This window comes from Sporomusa intestinalis (assembly GCF_055383785.1).
Map to the genome: position 1 here is coordinate 4716715 of NZ_AP042390.1, position 22257 is coordinate 4738971.

21 protein-coding genes are annotated in these 22257 nt (G+C 54.5%); 12 read left to right on the plus strand and 9 right to left on the minus strand.

Annotation, left to right across the window (positions count from 1 at the left end; all coding sequences use genetic code 11):
• Positions 1–3 precede the first annotated feature (3 nt).
• The 8 genes from ACZ481_RS21930 (at position 4) to ACZ481_RS21965 (ending at position 9841) form a co-directional block, all read left to right on the plus strand.
• On the plus strand, positions 4–1407 hold the full coding sequence (locus tag ACZ481_RS21930) for an anion permease (protein WP_464767457.1): 1404 nt from the start codon (positions 4–6) through the stop codon (positions 1405–1407).
• Between the two features lie 52 nt (positions 1408–1459).
• Positions 1460–2305, plus strand: coding sequence for a fumarate hydratase (locus ACZ481_RS21935; protein ID WP_464767458.1), 846 nt, complete (start codon positions 1460–1462; stop codon positions 2303–2305).
• Between the two features lie 11 nt (positions 2306–2316).
• On the plus strand, positions 2317–2874 hold the full coding sequence (locus ACZ481_RS21940) for a Fe-S-containing hydro-lyase (RefSeq protein ID WP_464767459.1): 558 nt from the start codon (positions 2317–2319) through the stop codon (positions 2872–2874).
• 55 nt (positions 2875–2929) lie between these two features.
• Positions 2930–4639, plus strand: coding sequence for an FAD-binding protein (locus tag ACZ481_RS21945; RefSeq protein WP_464767460.1), 1710 nt, complete (start codon positions 2930–2932; stop codon positions 4637–4639).
• Entirely contained in the window at positions 4639–5589 is a 951-nt protein-coding gene (locus ACZ481_RS21950) for a succinate dehydrogenase/fumarate reductase iron-sulfur subunit (RefSeq protein ID WP_464767461.1), read from the plus strand. Before ACZ481_RS21945 ends, ACZ481_RS21950 begins: the two co-directional genes overlap by 1 nt.
• On the plus strand, positions 5586–6458 hold the full coding sequence (locus ACZ481_RS21955; RefSeq protein ID WP_464767462.1) for a CoB--CoM heterodisulfide reductase iron-sulfur subunit B family protein: 873 nt from the start codon (positions 5586–5588) through the stop codon (positions 6456–6458). Before ACZ481_RS21950 ends, ACZ481_RS21955 begins: the two co-directional genes overlap by 4 nt.
• A gap of 496 nt (positions 6459–6954) precedes the next feature.
• Positions 6955–8805, plus strand: coding sequence for a molecular chaperone DnaK (gene dnaK, locus ACZ481_RS21960; RefSeq protein ID WP_464767463.1), 1851 nt, complete (start codon positions 6955–6957; stop codon positions 8803–8805).
• A 37-nt stretch (positions 8806–8842) separates the two neighbouring features.
• Entirely contained in the window at positions 8843–9841 is a 999-nt protein-coding gene (locus ACZ481_RS21965; RefSeq protein WP_464767464.1) for a DnaJ C-terminal domain-containing protein, read from the plus strand.
• A gap of 71 nt (positions 9842–9912) precedes the next feature.
• On the opposite strand, the gene ACZ481_RS21970 is transcribed toward ACZ481_RS21965, so the two are convergent.
• The 4 genes from ACZ481_RS21970 to ACZ481_RS21985 all read right to left on the minus strand — a co-directional run bounded on the left by ACZ481_RS21970 (position 9913) and on the right by ACZ481_RS21985 (position 14406).
• Positions 9913–11886 carry a methyl-accepting chemotaxis protein gene (locus tag ACZ481_RS21970; RefSeq protein ID WP_464767465.1) on the minus strand — a complete coding sequence of 658 codons (1974 nt, stop codon included), beginning with the start codon at positions 11884–11886 and terminating at the stop codon, positions 9913–9915.
• 84 nt (positions 11887–11970) lie between these two features.
• Positions 11971–12897, minus strand: coding sequence for a diguanylate cyclase domain-containing protein (locus ACZ481_RS21975; RefSeq protein WP_464767466.1), 927 nt, complete (start codon positions 12895–12897; stop codon positions 11971–11973).
• Between the two features lie 24 nt (positions 12898–12921).
• On the minus strand, positions 12922–14154 hold the full coding sequence (locus tag ACZ481_RS21980) for an EAL and HDOD domain-containing protein (RefSeq protein WP_464767467.1): 1233 nt from the start codon (positions 14152–14154) through the stop codon (positions 12922–12924).
• Positions 14155–14184: 30 nt separating this feature from the next.
• The gene (locus ACZ481_RS21985) at positions 14185–14406 is read right to left on the minus strand and encodes a helix-turn-helix domain-containing protein (protein WP_464767468.1); all 222 of its coding nucleotides are present in this window, start codon (positions 14404–14406) and stop codon (positions 14185–14187) included.
• A gap of 135 nt (positions 14407–14541) precedes the next feature.
• Between ACZ481_RS21985 and ACZ481_RS21990 the strand changes: the two genes are divergently transcribed.
• The 4 genes from ACZ481_RS21990 (at position 14542) to hsp18 (ending at position 17979) form a co-directional block, all read left to right on the plus strand.
• Positions 14542–14844 carry a helix-turn-helix domain-containing protein gene (locus ACZ481_RS21990; RefSeq protein ID WP_464767469.1) on the plus strand — a complete coding sequence of 101 codons (303 nt, stop codon included), beginning with the start codon at positions 14542–14544 and terminating at the stop codon, positions 14842–14844.
• A 225-nt stretch (positions 14845–15069) separates the two neighbouring features.
• The gene (locus tag ACZ481_RS21995) at positions 15070–15624 is read left to right on the plus strand and encodes a V4R domain-containing protein (protein WP_464767470.1); all 555 of its coding nucleotides are present in this window, start codon (positions 15070–15072) and stop codon (positions 15622–15624) included.
• Positions 15625–15627: 3 nt separating this feature from the next.
• Positions 15628–17274: a PAS domain S-box protein gene (locus tag ACZ481_RS22000; RefSeq protein ID WP_464767471.1), complete on the plus strand. Its 1647-nt coding sequence runs from the start codon at positions 15628–15630 to the stop codon at positions 17272–17274.
• Between the two features lie 255 nt (positions 17275–17529).
• Positions 17530–17979 (plus strand): heat shock protein Hsp18, encoded by a 450-nt coding sequence (hsp18, locus tag ACZ481_RS22005; RefSeq protein WP_464767472.1) that lies wholly within the window; start codon positions 17530–17532, stop codon positions 17977–17979.
• 94 nt (positions 17980–18073) lie between these two features.
• Here the strand turns inward: hsp18 and ACZ481_RS22010 are convergent, their stop codons facing one another.
• From ACZ481_RS22010 to ACZ481_RS22030, 5 genes are read right to left on the minus strand one after another with little or no spacing between them, the layout of a single operon-like run.
• Entirely contained in the window at positions 18074–18637 is a 564-nt protein-coding gene (locus tag ACZ481_RS22010) for a 2-oxoacid:acceptor oxidoreductase family protein (protein ID WP_464767473.1), read from the minus strand.
• Positions 18634–19389, minus strand: a complete 756-nt coding sequence (locus tag ACZ481_RS22015) for a thiamine pyrophosphate-dependent enzyme (protein ID WP_464767474.1) — start codon at positions 19387–19389, stop codon at positions 18634–18636. Before ACZ481_RS22015 ends, ACZ481_RS22010 begins: the two co-directional genes overlap by 4 nt.
• Before the next feature lies 1 nt (position 19390).
• A complete protein-coding gene (locus tag ACZ481_RS22020) occupies positions 19391–20458 on the minus strand; it encodes a 3-methyl-2-oxobutanoate dehydrogenase subunit VorB (protein ID WP_464767475.1) in 1068 nt (355 codons plus the stop codon).
• A gap of 16 nt (positions 20459–20474) precedes the next feature.
• A complete protein-coding gene (locus ACZ481_RS22025) occupies positions 20475–20678 on the minus strand; it encodes a 4Fe-4S dicluster domain-containing protein (RefSeq protein ID WP_464767476.1) in 204 nt (67 codons plus the stop codon).
• Positions 20679–20725: 47 nt separating this feature from the next.
• Complete coding sequence (locus tag ACZ481_RS22030) at positions 20726–22129, minus strand: amino acid permease (RefSeq protein ID WP_464767477.1); 1404 nt, start codon at positions 22127–22129, stop codon at positions 20726–20728.
• Between the last annotated feature and the right edge of the window lie 128 nt (positions 22130–22257).

Genomic DNA, 22257 nt, shown 5'->3' on the forward strand with positions numbered 1-22257 from the left:
TTTGTGAACAGTAAACTTACCAAAGCCCTGGCCACAGTGGCCGTAGGCGCTGCCATCTGGTTTTTCCCGCTGCCGGCGGGGCTTGAGCCGGAGGCCTGGCAGCTGCTGGCAATTTTTGCTGCGACTATCTTTGGCTTTATTGTCCAGCCGCTGCCCATCGGGGCTGTGGCCCTCATCAGTGTGACGTTCACCGCACTTGCCGGCGTACTCAAGCCGGCCGAAGCCATTAGCGGCTTCGCCAACCCCACAATCTGGCTGATTGTTGCCGCATTCTTGTTTGCCAAAGGGTTTATTAAAACCGGTTTAGGCCGCCGCATTGCCTTTATGCTGATAAAAGCCATTGGCGACAGCACGTTAAAACTAGGCTATACCCTGGTCCTCAGCGACCTTATTATCAGCCCGGCCACCCCTTCCAACACGGCCCGGGCCGGCGGCATTCTTTTCCCCATTGTCCGCAGCCTCTGTACAGCCTTTGGCTCCGAACCGGGAACGACTGCCCGCAGAGTAGGCAGCTATCTTATGCAGACAGCCTACCAGGGCAATACGATCACCTCGGCCATGTTCCTGACCTCAATGGCCGGCAATCCCCTCATCGCTCTGCTTGCCGCTAAAACACTGAACATCCACCTAAGCTGGGGGCAATGGGCTTTAGCCTCTGTCGTTCCCGGTACTCTGTCGCTGCTGGTAGTGCCGTACTTCCTGTACAAATTCTACCCGCCGGAGATTAAGAAAACGCCGGAGGCTAAAGCCCTGGCGGCAAAAGAGCTTGAGAATATGGGACCAATGGCCTGGGGCGAAAAAATTGTGGCCCTGGTATTTGCGGGTGCCCTCATTCTGTGGAGCACCTCCCAGTACACCAAACTGGATGCTACGGTTGTCGCCCTCTTAGCCGTCGTGGTCATGCTGCTCACCCAGGTGCTGGAATGGAAGGATGTCCTTGACGAAAAAGGCGCCTGGGATACACTGATCTGGATGGGCGCACTTGTCGGCCTCGCTGATTATCTCGCAAAACTTGGTTTCATCCCCTGGTTTGCCAAAACAATAGCAGCAAGCATTGTGGGCATCCCCTGGCTGGAGGCGTTTATTGTCCTGACCCTCGTTTATCTGTATGCCCATTATGCTTTCGCCAGCCTTACCGCCCATATCACCGCCATGTATCCGGCCTTTATTGCGGTAGCCGTGGCTGCCGGCGCCCCGGCCTATCTTGTTGCCCTGTCACTGGCTTTTATGTCCAATCTCTGCATGTCACTGACCCATTATGCGGCCGGCCCGTCGCCGATTTATTTCGGTGCCGGCTACGTAGACCAGAACACCTGGTGGCGGCTGGGATTCATAATCTCTGTCATCAACCTGATTATCTGGATTGGCCTAGGCTCGGCCTGGTGGAAAATTCTCGGTCTTTGGTAGACCGGATCTATTTTATTGCTTATTGTTTGCAGCTATAGAGAGGAGCGATCACATGCGTACAATCAAAGCCCGGCAAATCACCGACACAGTCGCCAAACTGGCGGTGGATGCCAACTACTATTTAGCGGCCGATGTCTATCAGGCCCTGGTCGCAGGTAAAGAACAGGAAGAATCGCCGCTTGGCCGGGAAATCTTCGACCAGCTCATTACCAATGCCGGCATTGCCAGTGCTGAAAACAAACCCATGTGCCAGGACACCGGGCTCGCCGTCGTCTTTGTCGAATTAGGTCAGAATGTCTGTATCGAAGGCGGCACCCTGGAGGCAGCCATCAATGCCGGTGTCGCCCAGGGCTATACCGAAGGCTACTTACGCAAATCAGCGGTGGCCGAGCCGCTGTTTAACCGGAAAAACACCGGCGACAATACGCCGGCCATCATCCATCTGGCAAGCGTCCCCGGCGATCAGCTTAAAATTGTCCTCGCTCCCAAAGGGGCCGGCAGTGAAAACAAAAGCGGCCTGAAAATGCTGATACCGGCTGACGGGGTGGCAGGAGTAAAGAAGTTTGTTGTGGAAACAATCGAGAATGCCGGTTCCAACCCCTGTCCGCCGATTGTTGTCGGCGTAGGCATTGGCGGCACAATGGAAAAGGCAGCCTGTCTTGCCAAAAAAGCCCTGCTCCGCCCGTTGACTACACGCAATCCCCACCCGGACTACGCCAAACTTGAGGCCGAATTACTTGAACTGATCAATAAAACCGGTATTGGCCCCCAGGGCCTGGGCGGCCGCATCACGGCCCTTGCCGTTAATATCGAGTGGTATCCCACCCATATTGCCAGCCTGCCGGTAGCGGTAAATATCAACTGCCATGCCACCAGGCATGCGGCAGCGCTCTTGTAGGGGGAAAAGACATGGCTGAACAAATTCGTATCACTACACCCCTCACCCAGGAAATAATAAAAAGCCTCAGAGCCGGGGATAGCGTGCTGATTACCGGCGTCATCTATGCGGCCCGTGATGCCGCCCATAAATGTATGGTGGAAGCCCTCGGCCGGGGGGAAGAACTGCCGGTGGATTTAACAGGCCAAATGATTTATTATGTTGGTCCCTCACCGGCGAAACCAGGTGAGCCGATCGGCTCGGCCGGCCCGACCACCAGCGGCCGGATGGATGCCTACGCCCCGCAGCTGCTGGACAAAGGGTTAAAAGGAATGATTGGCAAAGGCTACCGCTCACCCGCGGTTGTCGACAGCATGAAGCACCATGGCGTTGTTTATTTTGTAACCACCGGCGGGGCCGCCGCGCTTATCGCCAAAACAATCAAGTCTTATGAAGTCGTGGCTTACGGCGATCTGGGGCCCGAAGCGCTGGCCCGGCTGGAGGTAGTCGATTTCCCGGCCATTGTGGCCATTGACAGTACCGGAAAAAATGTCTATCAGGAAGGGCAAAAGGCATATCGGCAAGGCTAAATTGGCAGACTGCAAATAGGCTGCGTTATATATAATACTATCATTGAGGTGAACCATGCTTACTTTTGACGTGCTCGTAATCGGCAGCGGCGGCGCGGGCATGCGCGCTGCCCTGGAGGCCGGCCGGCAACAGGGCCTCGCCGTCGGCCTGATGACTAAAATGTTCCCCACCCGCTCCGCCACCGGCTGTGCCCAGGGCGGCATCAACGGCTCCTTGCAGAATGCCGATCCCGGTGATTCTATTGAAAAACATATTTTTGATACCGTAAAAGGCAGCGACTATCTCGGCGATCAGGATGCCATTGAACACTTTATCGGCAGCATGCCTGCCGCCATCCGCGAATTGGATTATCTGGGCGTCCCCTTCTCCCGGGACGGCCAGGGCCGGATTGCCCAGCGCAACTTCGGCGGCGCCTCTTCACCCCGGACCTGTTTTTCGGCTGATGTGACCGGTCATGTTATTTTGCACACCCTGTACGAGCAGTGCCTGAAGCATGGTGTAACCATGCTGGCAGAATGGTACCTGCTGCAAATTGTTGCCGACCAGGGCCGGCTGTGCGGGGTTGTCGCCTATGATTTAAAAGGCGGCCGGATTGTCCCCATTGCCGCCAAGGCAATTGTTGTCGCCACCGGCGGCGCCGGCCGCATGTACTGGCTCCGCACCACCAATCCGTTTACTTCGACCGGCGATGGTATTGCCGCCTGCCTGGAGGCCGGCATCCCGGTCAAGGACCCGGAGTTTGTCCAGTTCCATCCTACCGGCCTCGCCGGCACCGGCATCCTGATGTCAGAAGCCTCCCGCGGGGAAGGCGGCTATCTGCTGAACAACCGGGGGGAACGCTTTATGGCCCGCTATGCGCCGGCCAAGATGGAGCTTGCCACCCGTGACCTTGTATCCCAGGCCATCGAAACCGAGATTAAAGAGGGCCGCGGCTTTGGCGAAGGACTGAGTGCCTACGTGCAACTGGATCTGCGTCATTTAGGCCGGGATAAGATCCTGGAGCGTCTGCCCCAGATTCGTGATCTGGCCATCACCTTTGAACAGGTCGATCCGATCGAGCAGCCGATCCCGATTCGCCCCAGCTGCCATTATTCGATGGGCGGCATCGACGTCATTGACCACCGTACCTGTGCGACCGCTGTGGAAGGCATTTTTGCCGCCGGTGAAGCGGCCTGCGTCTCAGTCCACGGGGCCAACCGCCTTGGCGGCAACTCGCTGGCCGACATTATTGCCTTTGGTCAGTTTGCCGGTCAGGGCGCCGCCGCCTGCGCCAGGCAGCGGCAAGCTGTCGATCAAAATCTGGTTGACCAGGCCTCACAGGCCTGGGAGAAAAAATATGACGCGGTTACCACCAGGGCAACCGGCATTACCACCGCCTCCATCCGCGACCGGCTGGCCGAGGTCATGTGGAACAAGGTCGGCGTATTCCGGACTGGTGATGAAATGCAGGCAGCGCTCACAGCAATTGACAGCCTGCTGCAGGAGTACCAGACCGTGACAGTGCCTGACCAAAACAAGCTCTACAATACAGCCTTTGTCGGCTACATCGAACTCGGCAGCATGCTTACCGTGGCCAAAACAGTCGTTCTTGGCGCCCTGAACCGCAAAGAAAGCCGAGGCAGTCACTGCCGGGCCGATTTCCCCGACCGTGATGACGCCAATTTCCTGAAGCACACCCTCGTGTCCCGGGCAGGCCAGTCCTACAGTATATCTTACCGGCCGGTGGCAATCACCAGCTACCCGCCGGCAGAAAGGAAATATTAATGTGCCAGATAACCTATAAGATCGAACGCTTTGACGGAACAAAAAACTTCATCCAGGACTACACCTTCTCGCATCAGCCGGGCAAAACCATTCTCTGGGGCCTGCTCACCATTAAAGAAACCCTTGACCCCACCCTTGCTTTCACCGCCGCCTGCCGGGCAGCCGTCTGCGGGGCCTGCGCCGTGCGGGTCAACGGCCAGGCCCTGCTGGCCTGCGCAACCCCCCTTGACAGTACGCTGGAGCGCTTCGGGACGACACTGACCATCGGCCCGCTCCAAAACTTTCAGGTGATCCGCGATCTTGTTGTCGACTGGGAGCCGCAGGCGGCGCGGCTGCTGGCGGCCAACACCTGGCTGGATCCCCAAGACGAATTCAGCGCCCAGACCGGCTGCCGCCAACACGCAGCCGATTTTAAAAAAATCAACACCCAGGCCGGCTGTATCCTTTGCGGCGCCTGCGCCTCCGAATGTTCCAAGCTCAGTGCGAACAACAAAGATTTTCTTGAGCCTTTTACCTATTCCAAGGTGTGGAAATTTGTTGCCGATACCCGGGACAAGTCGGCAGCCGAACGCGTCAAAGCAATCCTGGCCCAAGGCCTCTGGCGCTGTTTGCACTGTGTCGAATGCAGCACAAAATGTCCCAAAGGGTTAGCTCCCGCCGAAGATATTGCCCGGCTGCGCCGATTGTCCATCAAGCTCGGTTATACCGATAATCCCGGTGCCCGCCATGCCCTGGCCTTCCTGCAGGATATCGAGGCTGCGGGCCGCCTGAATGAAACGAAACTGTCGGTACGCAGCGCCGGCCTGCTGGGCTCCATGGCCAAATTCCCATTGGCTCTCCGCCTGCTGCGCCGCGGCAAACTCAGGCCCTTCCATTTTCCGGGCAAGGTGCAGGGCCACGCCCAGCTTAAGGCTATCCTCAAGGCCGTAAGGGAGAGTGAAAAACAATGAAATACGCATTTTTCCCGGGCTGTGTGCTGGAGGGAGCGGCCCAAGAAAACTATCTGGCCACTACCGCCGTGGCCCAGGCGCTCGGCATTGAGCTTATTGAAATTCCCGGCTGGACCTGCTGTGGCGCCTCCCATGTACAGGATGTGGACGACCTGGCGGCAACAGCCATTAACGCCCGTCATATCGCCTTGGCCGAGCAAATGGAGCTGCCCCTCCTAACCGTGTGCAATACCTGCACCTTAATGCTGCGCCAGGCTAAGGCCCGGCTCGACAACGGCCAGAAAGAAACGGTCAACAAATTCCTGGCCGCAGCCGGTCTTGCCTATAAGGGCACCAGCGCTGTCACCCATTTGCTGTGGGTGCTGCTGGACGACTACGGCCTCGACCGTCTGCAGCCGCTGGTTCACCGCCCCTTGACCGGTCTGAAAGTGGCCGCCTACTACGGCTGCCATATCCTCCGTCCGCCAGCCCTGATGGACTTTGAAGACCATGGCAATCCCCAGTCGCTGGAAAACCTCATTCGCGCCCTTGGCGCTGTGCCTGTCGACTATGAGGCCAGACTGAACTGCTGTGGCTTCCACGCAACCTATACAGCCAGTGAAGACCTGATCCGCATTACCGGTGAAACCAGTTACAGCGCGGTCAGAGCCGGCGCGGACTGTATCGTGACCCCCTGTCCGCTGTGCCAGATGTCGCTTGACATGAATCAGCCGGAAGGACGGACGGCAGTAGGCTGCCGGCAGGAGATGCCGGTGCTGCATCTGGCCCAGCTGGTGGGGCTGGCCCTGGGGCTTCCCCCGCAGGCCTTAGGGCTGCATCGGCATATTGCCGGCCGCGAGACCATTACCGCCAAACTACAACGCTCCTAACCGGAAACGGTCTGAATCCTGGGTGCAGGACTCAGACCGTTTGCATCACCGGGCCGGCGTACACCTGAGTTTAGCTTAGGTGTTCAGCCGGCTCGCTTTTTTATCCTGATAGGCAGTCATGTCGTTACAACGGCACCAGCAAAGAATGAAAAATGCTATTTTTCAGGATAGAAAGGTTAACTTTCCCTGGCTAAGGGCAGCATCGGCTGCCGCTTTCGCCACAGGCTCGGTGCAAGCCGTGTTTTTTTATCACGCAATGGAAGAATCATAGGTCAAATAAAGTCAAAAAGTCAGAAATAGTTAGACAGCATACGCTTACTAACTGCCATTTTATCTAATAGCCTTACACAGCCTTAAATCAGCTTAAATCAGATAATTAGCGACTCCAATCAATAACAATTATCTGGTAATATGTAATTGTAAACATTTGCATAAAGTAAATATACAAATCGCAATGAGTGCATATGAATAATAACAAATTAGGAGGCGTATCATTATGGCTAAAATAGTAGGTATCGATTTAGGTACAACCAATTCGGTTATTGCCGTACTGGAAGGAGGGCGGCCGACAGTCATTGCCAATGCGGAAGGCAGCCGGACTACGCCTTCCGTGGTATCCTTCCGGGATAAGGAGCGCCTTGTCGGCCAGCTGGCCAAACGGCAGGCAGTGCTCAATCCGGCCAAAACCTTTGCCTCGGTGAAACGGTTTATTGGCCGCCGCAATGATGAAATTTCGGCCGAGGCCAAGCTGGTGCCTTATAAAATCAGCGCCGACGCCAAAAATGCAGTACAGTTTAGCGTCGACGGCACGGCTTACGCCCCGGAGGAAATTTCCGCGCTGGTATTGCGCAAACTAGCGGAAGATGCCAGCAAATACCTGGGCGAGAAAGTCACGGAGGCAGTCATCACCGTTCCGGCCTATTTTAATGACGCGCAGCGCCAGGCCACCAAAGACGCCGGCCGGGTCGCCGGTCTCAACGTGCTGAGAATTATCAACGAGCCCACAGCCGCGGCCCTGGCATACGGGCTGGACAAAAAGAAAAATGAGACCATTCTGGTGTTCGATCTGGGCGGCGGCACTTTTGACGTTTCCATCCTGGAAGTGGGCGACGGGGTCTTTGAAGTCAAAGCCACCAATGGCGACACCCATCTGGGCGGCGATGATTTTGATAAAGCCATCGTCGACTGGCTGGCCGCCGAATTCAAAAAAGATCACGGCATCAACCTGCTGGCCGATAAGCAGGCCCTGCAGCGGCTGACTGAAGCGGCGGAAAAAGCCAAGATTGAATTATCGTCAGTGTCGGAAACCCTGATTAATCTGCCGTTCATCACAGCCGATGCCAACGGCCCCAAACACCTTGACACTAAACTCAGCCGGGCAAAATTTGATGAACTGACCCAGGCCCTGGTGGAACGCTGCCGGCTGCCGGTGGAAAAAGCACTGGCTGATGCCAAGCTGACGGCGGCTGCCGTGGATGAGGTCATACTGGTGGGCGGCTCCACCCGGATACCGGCAGTCCACAACCTGGTCAAAGCCCTGACCGGTAAAACCCCCAACCAAAGCGTCAATCCCGACGAGGTCGTGGCCGTGGGCGCGGCCATTCAGGCCGGTATCTTAAGCGGCGAGCTCAAGGACGTAGTCTTGCTTGACGTAACCCCGCTATCCCTGGGTGTGGAAACAATGGGCGGCGTTATGACCAGGATTATTGACCGCAATACCACCATTCCGACCCGGCACAGCCAGGTGTTCAGCACCGCAGACGACAACCAGCCCGAGGTGGAGATTCACGTGCTGCAGGGCGAACGGGAGATGGCAGCCGGCAACCGAACCCTGGGCCGGTTTAAGCTTGGCGGCCTGCCGCCGGCCCCCCGCGGCGTACCCCAGATTGAGGTCACCTTTGATATTGATGCCAACGGCATCCTGAAGGTAAGCGCCAAAGACCAGGCCAGCGGCCAAGAACAGTCTGTCACCATTACCGGCTCCAGTAATCTGGACAAAGCGGCTATTGACAAAATGGTCGACGATGCCAAGCAGTATGCGGCTGAAGATAAAGAACGCCGCCGCCAGGTGGAGCTAAAAAATGATCTGGACAGTCTCAGCTATCAGGCCAAAACCCTGCTGGAAAAAACTACAGCTACCCTGCCGGCTCACCTAAGCGGCCGCCTCAGCGACGCGGTGGCCCAGGCCAAAGCCGCGGTCGAGCAAAATGCCGCCATCGACAAGCTGCAGCAGGCCAAGACCGAGCTGGAACAGGCCTATGCTCAGGCCAGCCAGTATCAGCCTGCAGCCGCTGACCAATCACCGCCGGCCGGTGACGACAATATTATTGACGCCGAATATGAGTAAAATAAAACCAACAGCCCGGTAAAGGAGGGCGATGCTGATGAAATATATCGATTATTATGAGGTTCTGGGCGTCCCCCGGACAGCATCTGACAAAGAAATAAAGCAGGCTTACCGCCAGTTGGCCCGTCAGCATCACCCCGACCTGCACCAGGGGGATGCCAAACAGGCGGCCGAAGAAAAATTCAAAGCTGTCAATGAGGCGTATGAAGTGCTGGGCGATCCGGAAAAGCGGAGCAAATACGACCAGTTGGGCCGCAATTGGCAGGCTGGCCAGGACTTTGAACCGGCCGGCACCGGTTTTACCTACAGCACTCACAACGCAGCCGATTTTGATCTGGGCGGCTTTGGCTTCAGCGATTTTTTCGCTAACCTGTTCGGCCAGGATTTTGCCCAGCGGCGGCAGGCCGGCCGGCCGGCCAGCTTCAAAGGGGAAGATATTGAGGCCGAAATCAGCCTGTCGATTGAAGAATTGCTAAACGGCACCGAAAAAGACCTGCATCTTACCACCCCCAATGCCTGCACCGCCTGCGGCGGCCAGCGTTTCACCCGCCAGGGCGTCTGCCCGGTCTGCGGCGGTCTGGGCCTGACGGAGGAAACCAAAACTGTCAAAGTCAAAATCCCGCCCGGCCTGCACCCCGGTGCCAGCCTGCGCCTGAAGGGGCTCGGCGGCCTGGGCCATGGCGGCGGGGCCAGCGGCGACCTGTATCTTCACATTAAAGCCGCCTCCCATCCTTCGTGGCAGCTGGCCAACAAGGCGGACCTGACCATGGACCTGACCCTGCTGCCCGAGCAGGCCGTACTGGGCGCGAAAATGCCGGTGTCAACCCCTCACGGCCAGTTGCAGGTAAAGGTCCAGCCAGGCGTCCGTTCCGGCCAGCAGCTGCGCCTCAAAGGCAAAGGCCTGCCCCAGGGTCCTGGCCGCTATGGCGATCTGTTCCTCAAAATCCGCATTGATATTCCGGCCAGACTGACGGAGGAGGAACTGGAATTATACCGCCAGATCCAAAAACTGAAAACGCCGGCAGCAGGGAGTTAATAGTCCGGACGTTGCAGCAGGCAGCCTTGCGCTGCCTGCTGCTGCATTTTTGTAGTCAAACCACTATAGGACTATAGGCGAAAGTCATTTACGGTAGTCTGCAAATCCTGGGCAAGGTTGGCCAATGCCTGGCTGGAAGATGAAATTTCTTCCATGGAAGCCAGTTGTTCTTCCGCCGCCGCCGAAACGCCCTGCGATTCGCTCGCCGATTTCTGGCTAAGAGCAGCCATGGCTGTTATGGAACTGACAACCTGCCGGCTTTCTGACGCCATTTGCTGTACCGAAGCCGAAAACTCCCGCACCTGCAGCGATACACCTTCCACTAAACCGGCAATTTCTCGAAAAGCCTCGCCGGCATGGCTGACAACCTCCGTACCAAGCTTGACTTCCCGTGTACCATTATCCATAGCAGTGACGGCTTGGTCGGTGTCTGTTTGAATTTCGCCAATTAACCCGGCAATCTTCTTGGCGGCATCCTGTGACTGCTCAGCCAGTTTTCTAACTTCCTCAGCTACTACGGCAAAGCCCCTGCCCTGTTCGCCCGCCCGCGCCGCTTCTATCGCCGCATTCAGCGCCAGAAGATTGGTCTGCCCGGCTATACTGGAAATAGTATCTACAATTTGGCCGATTTCTTTAGAACGTTCGCCTAGCTTGGCCACAAGCTGCCCGGACTTGGTTACCGTTACTTCGATAGAATCCATTTGCCTAACAGCCTGCATGGCGATTTCATTGCCATTTCTGGCCTTGTCTGTGGCAGCTGCCGTATGGCCGGCAACCGTGCCTGAATTAGCAGCCATTTGCTGCATGCCTGCTGACATCTGCTCCACAATGGCAGTCGTGTTATCGGCGACCGCCATTTGTTCGCTTGCGCCTTGGGCCACATCAACAATGGAGGCAGCGATCTGATTGGCAGCTTGCGCTGATTGTTCCGCGCTGGCAGTGAGCTGCTGCGAGGAAGCCGATACCTGCGCCGTAGCGTCCTGAACCTGCTGAATAAGCACTCGCAGGTTCCGTGCCATCTGTTCAAAACTATGTCCTAACCGGCCAATTTCATCGTTAGTGTCAATAGGTATCGAGGTTTCTGACAGATCGCCGGCTGCAATACGATTAGCCGCTGCTGCCAGTACCTGAATTGGTTTGGCAATACGCCGTGCAAGCCAGGCAATAAATAAACCGGCGGCAATGAGCACCACGATGATGACTGCAGAAGAAAGCTTGGTAAGTATCGCCAAATCCTCCGCAACCTCCAGCATCGGAACAGTCAGAGCCAAAGACCAGCCTGTTCCCTTTATCGGGGCAAAGGCTACAACCTGGTCAACACCTGCAAACTCATAATTCGTTAAACCGGTTTCGCCTTTTACTTGGCGTGCCGCCGTTTCCCGCAAAGCGGCCGGCAGTTTGTCGTCAGTAACATAGTTTCCTTTCATAGCCACCTCAGCCCCGGGGTGGATGATGATAAGCCCGTCACTTTGCTGTACATAGGCATATCCGGTTTTGCCGACTTTTATCGCCAATACTTTTTCTGCTATGTCTTCTATGCTGATGGAACCGAATAAAGCGCCGGCCACGCCGGCATTGGTCGTAACCGGGACAGCAACATTAATAGACATTTTTCCTGTGGCCGGCGAACGGACGGGGTCGGAAACAGCGGCTTCCCCCTGCAGCGCCTTTTGGATATAGGGCCGATGGCTGAGATTTATCAGCGTTCCCATATTGTTATAACTATCGCCATTGGGTTGAACAAAAGCAAACGACTCATATCTGTCGTTTTTCTTATGAACATCTGCCAAAAAGGCAATAATCTCCTCCACTTTCCCGCTTTGTATGACAGGGCTCAGGGCAATGCCGGCCATCTCCAGCTTGCAGCCGTTTAACCAGGTCTCTATCTCAACCGCAGTCCCTAGCGTTTTTTCCTGCACACTTTTCAGAATGTCTCCAGTAATAATTTGCCGCGCTTTCCAATAATTTACGCCTCCTAATATTCCCATAGAGACCAACACAATAGACAGAATAAATACAGTAAGTTTGGTTTGAATACTTTTCATAAAAAGCTCCCACTCCTTGCATCAGATTTAATTGCACTCTGTGTTATTAGTCCCCACGCCCCGCTGCCAGCAATACCTCCGCTCTTACCTATCGGCTGAATAAAACCGGTATTTGTTCTTGCCATCATTTTTTGCTCTATACATAGCGATGTCGGCCTTTTTAATCAAGGTGTCGGCATCAAGGCCATGCTGGGGATAAAGGGCAATCCCGATGCTTACCGACAAAAAGATTTCGCAGTTGTCCAGGAAAAAAGGATAAATAAACGCCTGCCTGATAGCAGCGGCTGTTGTTTCGGCTGCCGCCGCCACCTCCTGCCCGCTGCCGCTGGTCAGCAGTACAAGAAATTCATCACCGCCAATTCTGGCCAGCATAGCTCCGGGACACAGAATAGCCTTAATCCGCTCCACCACCTGCTGCAAAGCCGAATCGCCGCAGGCGTGGCCCAACCTGTCATTAAGCAGTTTAAAATCATCCAAATCAAGAAACATTACCGCCAGGGCCCTGTTATCCCCGCCTCCGGCGAGCGTATCGTTGATCTGCTCGTAACACCGCCGGCGGTTAGGCAAACCGGTAAGATAGTCATAATTGGCATGATATTGCACCAGGGCGGCAGCAGCCCTGCTTTCCCTGATTTCCTCCTGCAGCGCCGCATTACACGCCTCAAGCGCCGCGATCTTACCGGCTATTGCCGCCAGAATTGCCCCCAGCTGCCCAGGGTGCCCGCCGGCCCGGTTACGGCGCTCCCTATTGTAAAGGAGAAACTGCCAGAACACGCTGCAGAAGACGCACCAGCCGCAGGCAACAAGAAATTGCCCATAAGCCGGGCCATTCCTTATCAGGGCGGCAGCGACCGCCAGGACCGCTATGCATACTATTCCATATAGCAGCAGCAACAGGCGGCTCAGCTTGCGGGGACGGCTGGCCTGATACCCGCGCAGGCCGTTGTAGAGGCTCATAACTGCGCTGCCAAAAGCGATAAAACCAGCAATAAGCAAATTATCCTCTCTCACTTTGTCTTACCTCGCAACCTGGAGTTAATAATTGGCCACAACCTGATCATGGGCCCATAATAAGGATTCACGATAAGATTTGGCCACATCCTGCTCATTGATTCCCAGCTCAGCCACACAATCGGCATAGGCCTGCCAGTCGCCCTGCTCATACGCCCGGATCAGCCGATACAAGGGGGAAAACCGGCTATGCCCTTTTTCCAGGATGGCATCCCTGATCGCCGCGTCCAGCGGGATTTCCGCCAGTATTTCTTCCAGCGGGCGGTCCAGCAGGGCGTCAATATGCGAAAACATCCCCATCAGAAAGGCATGGGCCACCAGGGCGGCCGGCATTCTGCCCGCTGCCAGGCTTTCGGCAAACCGCGCCCGGATCAGCGACCGCAGGATCAATTCCCCCGGCTTATCGTCACCGATGCCTTTTAACGCCAGCAAAGACACCCATTTTATCAGTTCCTTCTGCCCCAGCAGTGTCAGGGCTTGCCGCAAAGAACTGATCCGCTTTCTAAAACCAAACAGGGAGGAATTAATAAATTTCAGCAATTTATAGGACAGGGAAACATCGCGCCTGATAATCGCTTCGATCTGGCTGAACTCTAATTCAGGCCGGTTAATTTCCTGCAGGATATGAAGATAATTTACTTTGTAGCCGGGAAGATTCTTGCCGGACATAACCAGCGGCTTACAAAAGAAATAACCTTGAAAGTAGGAATAGCCCATCTGCAGGGCCGCTTCGAATTCCGCCCTGGTTTCCACCTTTTCGGCCAGAAACTTAAGCCGGTAGCCCTGGAGGCGCCGGATCAGCTGCTGCCGTTCGGCCGGCGGCGTAGTGCGGAAGTCGACCTTAATAATATCGGCGATCTCCACCAGCGGCAAATAAGCGGGCGCGAACGCAAAATCATCCAGCACTAATACATATCCGTCCTGTTTTAGCTGCTTGCAGGCTTTAATAACTGCCGCATCAGGGATTACATCTTCCAAAATTTCCACAGCCACCAGTTTTCGCGGCAGCATCGCGGGTATATTATTTAATAAGGAATTAGCTGTAAAATTAATAAATGCTTTTTTGCCGCTTGTCAGTGTTTCCAGACCAAATAGCAGCAAGCTGTTGGCAACGACATCGTGTGTGGCATGATCGCCGTCTGCACTGTTATAACTGTTGATAAAATTACTGCGAAACAACAGTTCATAGCCAACAACATTCAGTTTATTATCGAATATGGGCTGCCGGGCTACATGGACTTCGCTTTCCTGCATCATGACCATCCTCCTTTCGTCTTAGTTTGCCTGCTAGCGGTTATGCTGCCGGTGATCAACTCCGGTCAATTCCACCAGTGTGACCCCCAGAGCCGCTGCCAGCTGCTGCAGATAGAAAATTCCCGGATTCCTGCGCTTGCCTGCTTCAATCTCGCTGATCGCCGACTGCGGCACCTTGGATATAATTGCCAGTTTGTTCTGGGACAGGCCTCTGCTTTCACGCAATAAAGCCAATTGCTTGCCGAGGTTATTCATTTCATCACCTCCGATACAAACTTAATCATATTTTTATACTTTTTAGTATTATTGTCAATACATATAAGTATATAATTCTTTAATTTGCCTGTGTTACACTAGCTATACGAATCCATATAACAAAGGAGCATGCTCATGAAAATAGGGCAAAAGATCAAAGAAGCCCGGGAAAGCCAAAACATCAGCATGAATCATTTAGCCCAGAAATGCGAAGTTTCCCAAGCGAATTTAAGCCGTATTGAAAGCGGCCAGCAACAACCGGCTTTCGATACACTGGAGCGGATTATCAGTGCGTTAGGATTCTCCCTCGCCGAATTTTTTGCCGACGGCACGCCTGATATCCCCCCTGATATAAGAGCGCTGTTACCTGTTATCCAGACATTGACCGCCAAGCAAAAACAAGCCTTGCAGAAATTTCTGGAGGCAATGCTGCCCTAGTGCTTGCAGGCCGGAAAGGCAACAGGCTTACCTCCATTATGACAGTGCCGGCAAACCCGTTCAATCTCTCAGGCATACAACAAATCAGGCAAATAAACAGGGCTCACTATCCTGCGGGGATAGTGAGCCCTGTTTTTAACGGCAAAATGCTTGAAGGATAAACAAGAAAAATGTCTAAAGTAACAATGTTCCCGTATTGGAGAATTAAGTAGGGAGGTATTGATAATGACCCAAAGATATAAATTCAGTTGGGACCTGTTAGGAGATATTGCCGAAGGCAGGCCAAATCTCGGACCAATGGTCCGGACGGAAATTTACCGCTTGATGCAGTTTAGCTTCCGCGATGTCCTCGAACAAACATATGGGACAGGCGCGACAGACAAGCTGTTTTATCAGGCCGGCCTGCTGGCAGGCAAACAATTTTATCACAACGTAATGAAAGCAACGGCCGCCTTTACTGATTTCAGTGACTTTATCAAAACATTCCAGTCCACCCTGGCCGAAAAGGGAATTGGAATCCTGCGCATCGAAGAAGCCGATCACGCCCGGGGAAGATATGTGCTCAGCATTGCCGAAGATCTGGACTGCGCCGGCTTGCCGGAACTGGATTATGAGATCTGCGTGTATGACGAGGGCTTTATTGCCGGCATTTTTGCAAGCTATACCGGCCGGGCCTATACCGTCAAAGAGGTCGATTGCTGGTGCACCGGCGACCGAACCTGCCGGTTTGTGGCTGAGGTTGCCAACGCTAACCAGCCGGCGCATTGCGGGGAGGTCTAATGCTTGAACCCGGAGTTAAAGACGGAATTAGAGGAAATAATACAGCTCATCCACAGTCTGATTAAGAAAAAAGGACTGCCGCCGGAACTTGCAGACTACGCGGCTGAATCACCGCTGCTGGGACAATTAGTCAGTGACCTTACCGCCATCTGCGAATTTGCCAACACGTTATCTACCGGGGATTTATCCCAAACCTTAGGGCTGCGCGGCTACCTGCCGGGAGCCCTGAAAGCCCTGCAGGCCAATCTCAGGCATCTGACCTGGCAGACCAGCATGGTGGCTGCAGGCGATTACAGCCAGCGTGTTGATTTTATGGGGGATTTTTCTTTATCTTTCAATACTATGATCATCCGGCTGCAGCAGGCGACGGAAAACGAACAGCGCTATATTGGCGAACTGAAAAAAAGCCAGGCTGCCATTGCCGAAAGTGAAAGAAAATACAGGCTGATTGCGGAAAATACCGATGATGTAATCTGGCTGATCGACAAGACGATGAAAATCTGTTACATCAGCCCGTCAATAACCAAGCTGACAGGCTATCTGCCGGAAGAGTTTACCGGAAAAACAGCAGCGGAAACACCGTTGCCGCTCTTACAGGCAATTTTTTCCGAGGCCACACTGGCCTTTGCCGGTGCAGCGACCGGCGAAAAACCGGTCGTCATTGAGAGCGATCAGGTCCGGCAAAATCAAAAAGTGATCTGGACAGAATCACTGGTAAGCATTGCCAGCAACGAGGAAGGGGACTTCGTCGGCTTCCTGGGCGTAACCAGGGATATCAGCGAACGCAAAAAAAACGAGAGCCTTGTCCAGCAGGCATATGAACGAAGAAAAAAAGCCGATTTTTTTAATAAGCTGATCCTCGACAAAAATGTCAGTGAGCCGGAGATGTTCCAGGTAGCCAGGCAGAACAAAATTTTCATCCCCGCCAATTTCTCCTGCCTGGTGCTAATGGCGGCCAACCTGGATACACTGGTCACTGATGAACATAATTTGCACCGCAAACAACAGCTTATTGACGGGGTGATTGATTTCCTCAGCCGGAAGGAAAACACAACGGCCTGGGAAACAGCCGGCGGTATTGCGCTTATATTCCCGGTACCGAAAGCCCCTGACCGGAAAACAGCCGAACGGAAAGCAGCCGGCGAGTATGCCAGAGAATTATCCCTCCATTTCCCCGATCTCCGGCTTATCATTGGGATTGCCAACTTTGCCGCCGGCTTAAGCCTGTTTGCCAGCCGGCTGCATAATGCGGAGGCGGCGGTGGCGATTGGCACCCGCATCTGGCCCGGCCAGCAGCTTTATCACTACGATGATTGTGGTATTTATCAGGTGTTAGCCCCCTTTGCCAGAACAGAAGAAGCGAACAACTATATTAAAAAAACAATTGGTCCGCTTATTGAGCATGATCAAACAGAAGGCATCAATCTTGTGGAAACCCTGGAAAAGCTCCTTGCCGGTTTAAGCTTTAAAGAAATCGGCAACCAGATGTATCTGCATCACAAAACCATCCAGCTGCGCAAGCAACGGATTGAGCAAATCCTGGAAATATCACTTGATTCCTACGAAACGCGGATGACGTTGGCAACAGCCCTGCAGTTAAACAGGCTTACACAGCCGGCAAAGGAACCGGCTGCTCAGCCTAATCATTAACTGACCTCTCTGCCGGCGAATTGCCTTACTAACCCAGCCGTGCCCGCACCGGCCGGCACTTATCTAGAACAGTAAGCAAGCCAACGTAATTTTGCGCTTTGCCCAGATAATGTAAAATAATTCGTCGTAATGTATCAAATTGGCCTTATTTGATTTTATATTACCTTTTGACCTTTACTGACTTTATGCTATCATAAAGCTAAGGAAACCTGCTAAACCGCAGGCAAATAAATTATATTACTGGAGGTTGAGATTATGTTTGATCTGGTACCGTTCCGCAAAAACAGCAACAATCTGGTGAAACGTGGTGACTACTTTAATCAACTGGTCGAAAACTTCTTTAATGAAGATTTTTTTGCCCCCTTTGCGCCCAGTGGCGGCCAGTCCTTCCAGGTGGACCTCACCGAGACGGAGGCTGCCTATCTGATTGACGCCGATTTGCCGGGCATTAACAAAGAGGCCATTGAGGTCGACTACGCCAATAATTATCTGACCATTTCGGCCAAACGGGAGGATGTTGTTGAAAATAAAACCGGCGCTTACGTGCGGCGGGAACGCAAATACGGTGAATTCCGGCGGGCGTTTTTCATTGACAATGTCCGGCAGGACGGCATTGAAGCAGCCTTTGACAACGGGGTGCTGAGAGTAACGTTGCCGAAAGAAACGAAAAAACCCGGCCAACCCAGCCGGATCGAGATTAGATAACAGCACCAGACAGCACCCCATGCTAAAGATCGAGCGCCCGAGATGTTAGCCCCTGCTGTTGCCAATGGCAACAGCAGGGGCTTGGTTCCTATCGTTAACCGGCCGGCCGGGCCTGGGGCCCATGGTCCCGGCTGTAAAGCCAGCCCTGGCGCAAAGCCGCCTGATTCACCGCCACCAGTTGCGGTTTGGCGGCGAATTTTTGGGCAAAGGCGGCAATAACCGATTCCTCCGCCACCACACCGGTGGCAGCCAGCAGCGCCCCCAGCGCGACCATATTAATCATTTTCACATTCCCCAGGTCATTGGCGATTTCATTGATCGGCACCCGATAGACCCTGATGTCCTGCCGTGCCACGGCTTTATCGATCAGGGAACTGTTGACAATCAGCACCCCGCCGGCTTTCACGGCCGCCTCGAACCGGTCTAAAGACGGCAGGTTCATGACCACGGCGGCGGTGGCTTCACTAATAACCGGCGAACCAATCGGCCCATCAGCGATAATCACCGAGCAGTTGGCCGTACCCCCTCTCATTTCCGGACCATAGGACGGCATCCAGGTAACTCTCTTCTGTTCGAGCATGCCGGCATAGGTCAGGAGCTGCCCCATCACCATGACCCCCTGGCCGCCAAAACCGGACATAATAATTTCATGCCTCATTGCTGTCCACCTCCGGCCGCATCTTTATAAATGCCAAGGGGAAATTGGGGCAGCATATTCTCATTCAGCCATTTTTTCGCCTCCAGCGGCGACTTGCCCCAGTTGGTCGGGCAGGTGGAAAGCACCTCAACCAGAGCAAAGCCTTCTCCCCGGAGCTGCACGGCAAAAGCGGTTTTGATGGCAGCTTTCGCCTTGACGATGTTGCCGGGATTATTAACGGAAACCCGGGCAATATACCTGGCCCCGTCCAGGGTCGCCAGCATCTCGGACAGGCGAATGGGGGAGCCGGCCACTTCCGGCCTGCGCCCGGCCGGCGAGGTCGCCGTGACCTGGCCAACCAGGGTTGTCGGCGCCATTTGCCCGCCGGTCATGCCATAAATCGCGTTATTCACAAATACAATAGTAATGTTTTCGCCCCGTGCGGCCGCATGCACTGTTTCCGCCATGCCGATGGCCGCGATGTCACCGTCGCCCTGATAGGTAAACACCACCTTATCCGGCTGCACCCGCTTCAATCCGGTCGCCACAGCCGGGGCCCGGCCGTGGGCCGCGTTAATGGCGTCAATATTAAAATACTGATCCGCCAACACCGAACAGCCCACAGGCACGACCCCGATTGTTTTTTTACGGATGTCCAGTTCATCAATAACCTCTGCCACCAGCCGGTGAATAATGCCGTGCTGGCAGCCCGGACAATAATGGGTTTCCACATCAGTCAGTGCCTGGGGCCGCGCAAACACCCTTTCTTCCATGCTAGTTCCCTCCCTTGGCTGCCAATATAGCCGTAATCTGCCCGTAAATCTCCCCGGGCGTGGGCAGCATGCCCCCGGTGCGGCCATAAAAGTATACTGGTTTGGAACATTGAATAGCCAGATTGACATCTTCCACCATCTGGCCGGCGCTCAGTTCCAGCGTCAGCACAGCTGCGGCGTTAGCGGTCGCCGCAGCCAGGGCGGCCTTGGGAAACGGCCAGAGGGTAACAGGGCGGAACAAGCCTACCTTCAACCCGGCCGCCTGCGCCATTTCCATGGCCGAATAAGCGATGCGGGCGGTTATGCCATAAGCTACCAGCACCAGCTCGGCGTCTGCGGTGCCGATTTGCTCCCAGCGGGTTTCCCGCTCTTGCAGCCGGGCATATTTTGCCTGCAATTGTAGGTTTACCTGTTCCAGTCCTTCAGGATTGAGGACAACCGTATTAATTTTATTCGGGGTTGCCCGCTCGCCGCTGCCGGTAATCGCCCAGGGTTTCTCTACTGCGATCACCGGGCGATCGGCAAAACTCACAGGCTCCATCATTTGCCCCAGGGCGCCGTCAACCAGAATCAGCACCGGATTCCGGTATTGATCGGCCAGATTAAACGCCTGGATGGTAAGATCGGCCATTTCCTGCACACTGTTGGGGGCAAGGACAATGGTATGGTAATCGCCATGGCCGCCGCCTTTGGTTGCCTGAAAGTAATCGGCCTGCCCCGGCTGGATGCCGCCAAGACCGGGCCCGCCTCGCATCACATTCACAATGACGCAGGGCAGCTGGGCGGCGGCGATATAGGAGATGCCTTCCTGTTTTAAACTGATGCCCGGGCTTGACGACGAGGTCATAACCCTGGCCCCGGCACTGGCGGCGCCATAGGTCATATTAATGGCCGCCACTTCGCTTTCGGCCTGTAAAAATGTGCCGCCGACCTGGGGCAGACGCTTAGCCATATATTCAATCAACTCCGACTGCGGCGTAATCGGATAGCCGAAATAATACCGGCAGCCGGCGGCAACAGCAGCTTCGCCAAGGGCCTCGTTGCCTTTCATCAATAGATTTTCTGACACTTCTTCACTCCCTATCTTATTTGTAAATAGCAATCACCACATCAGGACAGGTGCGGGCGCACAGCGCGCAGCCGCTGCACTGGTCCTCATCCCGGCAGGTCGCCGGATGATAGCCTTTACGGTTAAACGTGTCGGCCATAACAATTAGTTTTTGGGGACAGGCGTCGCGGCACAGCTCACAGCCTTTGCATCTGTCCGCCTGGAAGACCGGTCTGGGCATAAACACTTCCTCCTTGGATAAAAGTCAAGGGCTTATCACCCTTACGTTCAGTCATGGGGCGAGCCGTCGGCAGGTTTTGAGGCCATGGTGCTGTTTTTGCGGCTATAGGTAAAATACACGATCATGCCGATTACATACCAGACCGCAAAGAAGGTCAGGGTTTCTACCGGCAGATTGAGCATAAGATACCCGCACAGCAGGACGGCCAGCGGCACAACCACACCAACAGCCGGGCAGCGGAAAGGCCTGGGCACATCGGGCTGGGTCCGGCGAAGCACCCCCACGCCAATCGACACCAGAATAAAGGCAAAGAGGGTTCCCATATTGCAGAGTTCGGCAATAATGTTGATCGGCAGCAAGCCGCTCAGCACCGCCACTACGGCTCCGGCCAGCAATGTAATCACATGGGGTGTATTATATTTAGGATGAATCTTCACCAGGCTTTGCGGAATCATGCCGTCCCGGGCCATTGCCAAAAATACCCGGGTCTGGCCATACATAAAGACCAATAGGACGGTGGTGATGCCGCAGATAGCCCCCAGGGCCACAAGGGCACTGCCGAAATTCATCCCAATGGCCCGCAACGCATAAGCCACCGGTTCGCTGTTGTTCAGGCTGGAATAAGGCACAACCCCGGTCAGGACAGCCGCAACGGCAATATAGAGCACAGTGCAGATAACCAGCGAGCCGACAATGCCGATCGGCACATCCCGGTTGGGATTTTTGCATTCTTCCGCGGCGGTGGACACGGTATCAAAACCGATATAAGCAAAAAATACGATGGCGGCACCGGTAGCCACGCCACCCCAGCCAAAAGGCAGAAACGGCTGCCAGTTTAACGGGTCGACATGCGGAGTGGCCAGAAACAGGAAAAAACCGATACAGGCTAGTTTAATAAAAACCAAAATTTTGTTGAGTCTGGCGCTCTCTCTGGTCCCCAGCATCAATAAATAAGTAAGGAAAGCAGTAATTAAAACCGCCGGCACATTGAGGATACCGCCGTCAGCCGGGACCGCCGTCCAGGCCGTGGGCAAAACAATGCCGGCGGACTTGAGCAGGCCGACCATATAGCCTGACCAGCCGGCTGCCACCGCCGCCGAGCCGATCGTGTATTCACAAATCAGCGCCCAGCCGACGGCAAAGGCCACCACCTCTCCCATCGACACATAAGCAAACGTATACGCGCTGCCGGTGACCGGCACCATGGAGGATAGTTCGGAATAGGCTAAGGCGGCAAAGGCGCAGGCCAGCCCGGACAAAACAAAGGACAGCATGATGCCGGGCCCGGCGTATTTGGCCGCCGCAACCCCGGTAAGCACAAAAATGCCGGTGCCAATGATACAACCGATGCCTAATAAAACCAGATCAGTCGCCCCCAGAGTCTTCCTCAACCCATTTCTTTCGCTGGTCCGGATCAGTTCCGCAATATCTTTTTTACGAAACAGACTCATGTATTTCCCTCCTATCATCTCAGAATATTCGGTTATTTTCCTTTTTAGCTTTCCCTTATGGCGACCTTATGACAACAATCCCCTCCCCAGCGCCGCTAACAGCTATAATACAAATGCCAGCAATGATC

Bases quoted from the DNA above. Each gene is read 5' to 3' on its own strand.
- ACZ481_RS21955 (WP_464767462.1), top strand. From the start codon at position 5,586: ATGAAATACGCATTTTTCCCGGGCTGTGTGCTGGAGGGAGCGGCCCAA.
- ACZ481_RS21945 (WP_464767460.1), top strand. From the start codon at position 2,930: ATGCTTACTTTTGACGTGCTCGTAATCGGCAGCGGCGGCGCGGGCATG.
- ACZ481_RS21965 (WP_464767464.1), top strand. From the start codon at position 8,843: ATGAAATATATCGATTATTATGAGGTTCTGGGCGTCCCCCGGACAGCA.
- ACZ481_RS21995 (WP_464767470.1), top strand. From the start codon at position 15,070: ATGACCCAAAGATATAAATTCAGTTGGGACCTGTTAGGAGATATTGCC.
- ACZ481_RS21935 (WP_464767458.1), top strand. From the start codon at position 1,460: ATGCGTACAATCAAAGCCCGGCAAATCACCGACACAGTCGCCAAACTG.
- ACZ481_RS22030 (WP_464767477.1), bottom strand. From the start codon at position 22,129: ATGAGTCTGTTTCGTAAAAAAGATATTGCGGAACTGATCCGGACCAGC.
- ACZ481_RS22025 (WP_464767476.1), bottom strand. From the start codon at position 20,678: ATGCCCAGACCGGTCTTCCAGGCGGACAGATGCAAAGGCTGTGAGCTG.
- ACZ481_RS21940 (WP_464767459.1), top strand. From the start codon at position 2,317: ATGGCTGAACAAATTCGTATCACTACACCCCTCACCCAGGAAATAATA.
- ACZ481_RS22010 (WP_464767473.1), bottom strand. From the start codon at position 18,637: ATGAGGCATGAAATTATTATGTCCGGTTTTGGCGGCCAGGGGGTCATG.
- ACZ481_RS21985 (WP_464767468.1), bottom strand. From the start codon at position 14,406: ATGAATAACCTCGGCAAGCAATTGGCTTTATTGCGTGAAAGCAGAGGC.
- ACZ481_RS21990 (WP_464767469.1), top strand. From the start codon at position 14,542: ATGAAAATAGGGCAAAAGATCAAAGAAGCCCGGGAAAGCCAAAACATC.
- ACZ481_RS21980 (WP_464767467.1), bottom strand. From the start codon at position 14,154: ATGATGCAGGAAAGCGAAGTCCATGTAGCCCGGCAGCCCATATTCGAT.
- ACZ481_RS22015 (WP_464767474.1), bottom strand. From the start codon at position 19,389: ATGGAAGAAAGGGTGTTTGCGCGGCCCCAGGCACTGACTGATGTGGAA.
- ACZ481_RS21970 (WP_464767465.1), bottom strand. From the start codon at position 11,886: ATGAAAAGTATTCAAACCAAACTTACTGTATTTATTCTGTCTATTGTG.
- dnaK (WP_464767463.1), top strand. From the start codon at position 6,955: ATGGCTAAAATAGTAGGTATCGATTTAGGTACAACCAATTCGGTTATT.
- hsp18 (WP_464767472.1), top strand. From the start codon at position 17,530: ATGTTTGATCTGGTACCGTTCCGCAAAAACAGCAACAATCTGGTGAAA.
- ACZ481_RS21950 (WP_464767461.1), top strand. From the start codon at position 4,639: ATGTGCCAGATAACCTATAAGATCGAACGCTTTGACGGAACAAAAAAC.